The 6270-nt window shown below is 56.0% G+C and carries 9 protein-coding genes and 2 riboswitches; of the genes, 3 read left to right on the top strand and 6 right to left on the bottom strand.

Annotated elements, in window-relative coordinates:
* Positions 1-263 (top strand): hypothetical protein (locus JFN90_RS22140; RefSeq protein ID WP_215906678.1); only part of this gene is annotated, 263 nt, incomplete at its 5' end.
* 195 nt (positions 264-458) lie between these two features.
* Here JFN90_RS22140 and JFN90_RS04650 read toward each other — a convergent pair.
* The 5 genes from JFN90_RS04650 to JFN90_RS04630 form a co-directional block, all read right to left on the bottom strand.
* On the bottom strand, positions 459-827 hold the full coding sequence (locus JFN90_RS04650) for a hypothetical protein (RefSeq protein WP_199393927.1): 369 nt from the start codon (positions 825-827) through the stop codon (positions 459-461).
* Positions 828-1069: 242 nt separating this feature from the next.
* Positions 1070-1735, bottom strand: coding sequence for a lipid-binding SYLF domain-containing protein (locus tag JFN90_RS04645; RefSeq protein ID WP_199393926.1), 666 nt, complete (start codon positions 1733-1735; stop codon positions 1070-1072).
* A 230-nt stretch (positions 1736-1965) separates the two neighbouring features.
* A riboswitch (cyclic di-GMP riboswitch) is annotated at positions 1966-2042 on the bottom strand.
* 8 nt (positions 2043-2050) lie between these two features.
* Positions 2051-2452, bottom strand: a complete 402-nt coding sequence (locus JFN90_RS04640) for a bacteriohemerythrin (RefSeq protein WP_199393925.1) — start codon at positions 2450-2452, stop codon at positions 2051-2053.
* Between the two features lie 73 nt (positions 2453-2525).
* Entirely contained in the window at positions 2526-3470 is a 945-nt protein-coding gene (locus JFN90_RS04635) for a DUF4382 domain-containing protein (protein WP_199393924.1), read from the bottom strand.
* 32 nt (positions 3471-3502) lie between these two features.
* Entirely contained in the window at positions 3503-3781 is a 279-nt protein-coding gene (locus JFN90_RS04630) for a hypothetical protein (protein WP_215906677.1), read from the bottom strand.
* 116 nt (positions 3782-3897) lie between these two features.
* Positions 3898-3974: riboswitch (cyclic di-GMP riboswitch) on the bottom strand.
* Between the two features lie 218 nt (positions 3975-4192).
* Between JFN90_RS04630 and JFN90_RS04625 the strand changes: the two genes are divergently transcribed.
* Positions 4193-4564 (top strand): hypothetical protein, encoded by a 372-nt coding sequence (locus JFN90_RS04625; protein WP_199393923.1) that lies wholly within the window; start codon positions 4193-4195, stop codon positions 4562-4564.
* A 22-nt stretch (positions 4565-4586) separates the two neighbouring features.
* On the opposite strand, the gene JFN90_RS04620 is transcribed toward JFN90_RS04625, so the two are convergent.
* The gene (locus JFN90_RS04620; protein ID WP_199393922.1) at positions 4587-5000 is read right to left on the bottom strand and encodes a PilZ domain-containing protein; all 414 of its coding nucleotides are present in this window, start codon (positions 4998-5000) and stop codon (positions 4587-4589) included.
* A 314-nt stretch (positions 5001-5314) separates the two neighbouring features.
* On the opposite strand from JFN90_RS04620, the gene JFN90_RS04615 reads away from it, so the two are divergent.
* Positions 5315-6265 carry a ribose-phosphate pyrophosphokinase gene (locus JFN90_RS04615; RefSeq protein WP_199393921.1) on the top strand — a complete coding sequence of 317 codons (951 nt, stop codon included), beginning with the start codon at positions 5315-5317 and terminating at the stop codon, positions 6263-6265.
* Positions 6266-6270: the final 5 nt, after the last annotated feature.

The following is a 6270-nucleotide window of genomic DNA, read 5'->3' as shown; positions in this document are numbered from 1 at the left end:
GCACTTTAGGTGATGACCTTCGCACTTTAGGTGATGACCTTCGCACTTTAGGTGATGACCTTCGCACTTTAGGTGATGACCTTCGCACTTTAGGTGATGACCTTCGCACTTTAGGTGATGACCTTCGCACTTTAGGTGATGACCTTTGCACTTTAGGTGATGACCTTCGCACTTTGGGTGATGACCTTCACACTTTAGGTGATGACCTTCGCACTTTAGGTGATGGCCTTCGCACTTTAGTTAGGCCTTCACCTCGATATTGAGGTAGCCCGCGCGGGAGCCGAAGTGTTGGATTGAAGGCGGCGAGGAGTAGCGCATATTTGGGGACCGGCACGATGGCGGGGGAGTCACGGCCTGAGAGGGAAATGGCCCCCGTGGAGCATGGTGGTCCTACGGGGGAGATGATCATGTACAACCATGAATCAGTTGGCTGGTAACCTGTCGAGTTTTACGTCTTGTCAGCCTGCAGCTGGCGCTACCACCGTTTTCCTGCGAAACTTTGGGGTATAGGCGTTGAAACCAGCTTGTACCAGAGACGGAATGTCCTCCTCCGTCGCCACCGACTGCAGGAAGGAAACGATCTTCCTGAACATCTCCGTGGCCACATTGCGAGCGTTGTTGCGCTTTAAGATCTCTGCGCGATTACCGGTTTTGCCTCCCTCATGCGCAGCTCCGTACGCATCCAGGGCTTGTTGGAAGGTTTCCAGGGGGATCGGGCCGTTTCTGTATAGGCCCAAAGTGCCCAACCCTCTGGCTGTGCGGTTAAGTAAGCTAAGGAATTCGGTGTCTCTTCCTCTCACCTCAGCTACGATTTTAACGTACGACATAGAGGCCTCCTTGCTGCGACAGGTTAGAGCCGGCAAACAAAGTCGCGGTCCATTTTAGTGCCGGAAGTGCCGTTGTATAGCCGGTTTCTGCTTCATTAAGCGAGAGGGGAGGTAACACCAGAATATGACTAGGGCAGGGAGCATATTAAATCTGAGAATTCTTGAGCCAATGAACGTTTTATGGGATGCCTGGCACAAAATGCCGCCCCACTGAAGGGGCGGCTTTTTAGCGGAATGGGTATTTAAAGCAGGTCGAGCAGCTGCTTTATTTCCGGGGTCCGTTTGGCGGCCTCGCCGGCAGCGATGGCCCTCGGGTCGAGGTTGCCGTAGTAGGCGCCGTTGGCCTCGTCGTCGATCATCAGCGCGGCGCCGTTAAGGGCGACACCCGCGAAGAGACCGCGACTGCGCGAATAGGAAAGGATCTCGCTTTTTAGTGTAACGTCGGTCAATCCCTCGGCGCTTCTCCCTACCGGGCCTGCGGCGACGGAAGCGTCGGCACCCAGGGTGTACTTGCCCCTGAGAACGCCGTCCACGCTCTTCTTGGTTTTGAAGACCAGGATGAGATCGGTCGACTCAGCGCCGATCTGCCACCCCAGACTGCCGCCGGCGATCTTGACGAACACGGGGTCGCTCCAGTTCCCCTTCTCGTCGCGCACGGTGAGGACTCCGGTGCCGTACCTGCCGCCGACCACGAAGCCGACTTTAATTACCTCCGGGATGATCATGACGCCCTGTGCGTTCTTCAACAGCATCGGGGGGATGCCTTCTTCGGGGATCGCCTTGATCGCCTTGACGACTTCGATGCAGTCCTCGATTTTTGTCGACTCCTTGCCGGCATAGGCCGGGGAGACTGAAACTGCCATTAGGACAGCGGCGACGGCTGCCGCCAGAAGCTTCATCGTTTTCATATGGTTTGTCCTCCTCTGTGTCGATCGATTTGAGTAAATAAAGCAGATCCCCTCTGTCTCCCCTTCACAAAGGGGAGGACGCGAGGGCTCGTTCAGGGCTGCGTGGTGACTGTTCAATGCTGCACAACTGGAAAATCGCCAATCTCATCAGCGATCCACTAACTCCCATTTTATTCCTCAGCCAAGACCGGAAGAAACAAAAAAGCCGAGTTGCCGAGTATCTGATGATATTCGGCAACCCGGCTGTCTCGGGGAGACCCTGTAGGCTTTCCGCCCCATCCTCGCGGATGGTTGAGTATTGTCGTTATGTCGTCGTCAGCCGTGTCGGGACTGGGTGCTCAGGTACCTGCCGAAATCGGCATCGGTTTCGCGTATGTGGTGGGTGACCCAGTTACAGAGAAACCAGAGGAGCTCGACGGACGCTTTGGTGTCGAGCTCCTGTTTCTTCTTCAGTTGCGAGATCTTGGTCCGGAACTGCCGGTGCTCCTCTTTGTGCGGCCCAAGCTTCGGGTATGACGAGTTCTCCATCCAACGCTCTTCGCAGCCGAAGTGCTGCATCGAATAGTCAATGAGGATCTCAAGCACGGAGGGGTCCAGTTGGTGCCCCTCCCGGAAGTGATCATAGGTTTTGTTGAGATACTGCACCAGGCTCTGGTGGTGTTGATCAATCTCCTGTATGCCGACCACATAACAGTCTTTCCATTCAATTATAGGCATACACTTCATCTCCCTCAATTTTAGTGCATCCGGTCCTCACCGGGCGGGGAGGACCGGATTGTGACTGGCGCTGCTATTGCGGAACGAGGACAATTTCCCCTAAGTCTGTTGCCTGTTGCTTCACAACCCGAACTGCGGCGGAGGAGTAGAGCACGAAGCCGTTGGCATTTATGAAGGCCTTATAGCGTGATTCTGGATCATTCGGGTCGCTGGGCGGCACGAATGCGGAGAAGGGGGCTTGCCATTTGCCGCTGGTGTAAGTCGCAAAGATCCTGCCGGCGGCAATGGGGTCTGTGTCATTGATGGTGCCTCGGCGCTTTATGGATACGGTCGCACTGCTCCAATGCTGGAATGCGTTACTGACATTGCCGATGATGGATCCGAAATCCTCGAGGACGTTGGCCATCTGAATCATCCTGATGCCGGTGGGTTTCAGGTTGTACTCGTTGCTGTTGCCGCGTTTTACTACCGCCGTATTGGGGTCGAAGTCGATCATCACTGCATTGATGACGCCGGCCTTCACATCAATGGGGCCAAGAATCTTAAGCCCCGATTGCTGAGAACTTGGGGTGGTAAGGGGAATCTTGGTATCATTCGGGTCGCTCTGCAGTGTGAGGTAGTTGACTGGATCCTGGTTGCCGTTCGGGTTCGGGTACAGGACCAGACGGATTTGGCTGTAGATCCCCACCGGCAATACGACCTCCCCGAGAGCTTGCTGGATCAAAGGTAGGGTCATAATGTCTATCTTTCGTTCGCCCGGGTTGAATTTGGCTAGAACGGGGAGAGCCGGATCATTGTCGGCGGCGTTTTCATGGCCGGCCGGCACCACCCTGATCTCTTTAATGGAAATGAACAGGTGCTTGAAGTCGTCGCTTGGCTTGTCGGTTATTGCGAGTTTCAGAGTTCCGGTGCTGGCACCGCCGCCACCGCCACCGCAACCTCCGAGGTAGACCATGATGGCGATAATGGCGCCAAGAGCGATAATGACGGATCTAAAGGCAACAGTCGTGTTTCGCATAACGCTACCCTCCCTTTTACCCTCTGATAGATTTAGTCCTTGTGGTGTTTCTTGTGCCCTTTTTTCTTGCCGTTGTCGTGGTGCTCTTTTTCGTGGTGATCCTTTTCTTTCAGGTAAACCCTATGGCGGTTTTCCACGTAGTAGGGGCGGCCGGAATCGTAATAGACGTGCACTCCCGGAGGAGCGGGCAGATACCCATTCAGGTTGATGTTGACGCCGAGGGAGCCAGCCTGCGCCGGTGTGGTTGCGGCGCCGAGTAGGCATAAAGCCGCTCCAGCCGCCACGGTGCTCAGTAACGCTCTTATGTTCATGTCAGTTCCTCCTGGTGTATCAGCCTTCTCGTCGTTCTGTCATAGCCGAGTTGGGACGGAAAGGGTGGCTGGATTTTGGGCAATAAAAAAGCCGGGACCGAATATCTATGTGATATTTCGGCGACCCGGCTGTCTCGGGGAGACCCTGTAGGCTTTCCGTCCCATCCTCGCGGATGGTTTAGTATTATCGTCTATCGTATGTGGGAGTCGGAAAATTTGGTGGAACGATAGCTCAAGGCAAGAACCCTGTCAAGGAAGGTTTTTTAAGACACGGCCGTTTCCTTTTGATTACAGGCAGGCGTTTTTGTCAAAAACACTAAAGTTTCCCGTGTAGTTGCCGAAGTCATACAGCATGGAGGCGGTCGTTGCGCCATCCGCATTTAATGATTTTGAGCTGTACCGGGAGAGGGCATGGTTAGAAGCATCCTTGAAATCGGCAACGCCAAGTACAAGATCGACAGAATCGCTTTGGGGCGCTTCAGAGACGAGGTGCGTCAAAATCGGGACAAGGAAGGTTCGGAAGTGACGGCGCCGGAACCAGGCCGGGAACTTTCGCTGGATGAGTCGCTCGATGCGGTGTTCCTGGAAGTGATGCAGTTGTACAACGAATACGCCAAAACCGAGAGCATCGATGTTCTGCTGCGTTTAAAGGATAAGCTGGAACAGGTTTCGCTGCGGTACAAGAGCCTTGCCTTGGCCGAAGAAGTGCTCAATATCAACAGCTGCCTTCCCTACGAGAGGCGCATCCCCAAGGATTCCGAAATCAGCCCCACCAAGCATTGAACCGGGCGCAGTGCGGTGGCGATCAGAAGGTCGCGACCGCCGGTTCCGGGATACTGGGGCATTGTTCCTCGGTGGCGCTACTCTCCCCCCTCAGACTTTCCCATTCCTTGATCAGCGTGTCCGGCTCCGAAGTCTGTCGCCTGAGCAATTCGAGCAGTCTCAGTTCCGAGTCGCCGGCAAACCCGATGAATTTCACACCAACCATGGAGAAGAAGCAGTGCACCACGCAGACCGTGATGGTCAGGGGCTCTTGCCCCGGCTCCAGCGGGACGGTGAGCCTGCATGATTCGTTGACAGGCACCATCAGGCACTCGTTGGCGCTGATCAGGGCGCCGCGCAGGCTGACGTTTTCCAGGCGGCAACGATATTTAATGTCATGGTGAACCAGTTCTCCGGGGGCGCTGTACGTGACCCGGTGAAAACGCCGCTGTTCCATTCTGGTGATCCTCCTCGCACACATCCGTGTTGTTCGGCAGGGTTCTTATCGTCCACGATGCATAATAACTATAGTGATTTTTGTCAACAATGGGTTGCGGCGCAGGTTTTTGTCGTCAGGACCGCACTATCCCGGCATAGGGCGTCGCTGCCGGCAGGGAGGGGGGCTCTCGTGGTAGCTTTTCGATTGACTTCACGGGGCAACTATTGTATTAAGTAGCGTTTCCTGGGTTTTGGACGCAGGCTGCCCGTTGTCGCGACCACTGCACGTGCAGCCAATTTATAAAAGAAAAAACTAAGAGGACCGGTGCATAGATGGAAAACAAGATCAGGGTGTTCAGCGGTAACTCCAATCCGGTTCTGGCCGAAAAGATCTGTGACTGCCTCAGGGTTCCCTTGGGCAAGGCCAAGGTGAGGACCTTCTCCGACGGCGAGATCATGGTCGAAATCGGCGAGAACGTGCGCGGTCGTGACATCTACGTGGTGCAGTCCACCTGCTGCCCGACCAACAACAATCTGATGGAACTGCTCATCATGATCGATGCCCTGAAAAGGGCGTCTGCGGCGACCATCACCACCGTGATCCCCTACTACGGCTACGCACGCCAGGACCGCAAGGCTGCCCCGAGGACGCCGATCACCTCGAAGCTGGTGGCTGACCTGATCACCACCGCCGGCGCCGACCGCGTTGTGACTATCGACCTGCACGCAGGCCAGATCCAGGGCTTCTTCAACATCCCGGTGGACAACCTCTACGCTGCGCCGGTTCTCCTGGCCCACCTGAAGAGCCGCTTCGCCGACGACCTCGACACCCTGGTTATGGTATCGCCGGACGCAGGCGGCACCGAGCGTGCCCGTGCCTTCGCCAAGAGGCTCGGCTGCACCCTGGCCGTGATCGACAAGCGCCGCACCGGGCCGAACGTGGCGGAGGTCATGCACCTGATCGGCGACGTGAAGGGCAAGAACGCCATCATCCTGGACGACATGATCGACACCGCCGGCACCCTGACCCATGCTGCCCAGGCTCTGAAAGATCACGGCGCCGCCAACGTCTACGCCTGCGCCACCCACGGTGTTCTCTCCGGGCCGGCGATCGAGAGGATCAACAACTCCGTCATCGAGAAGGTGGTCATCACCGACACCGTTCCGCTGGGCGAGAAGGCAGAACAAACCGACAAGCTCAGGGTGCTTTCCGTAGCAGACCTCCTGGCCGAGGCGATCCGCCGCATCCACGAGGACGAATCCGTCAGCTCCCTTTTCGTGTAGTACTA

The organism is Geomonas propionica (genome assembly GCF_016458235.1).
In the GTDB taxonomy this organism is placed as follows: domain Bacteria; phylum Desulfobacterota; class Desulfuromonadia; order Geobacterales; family Geobacteraceae; genus Geomonas; species Geomonas propionica.
The sequence above is the reverse complement of the archived record's forward strand: the minus strand, read 5'-3'. Positions and strand labels throughout refer to the sequence as shown.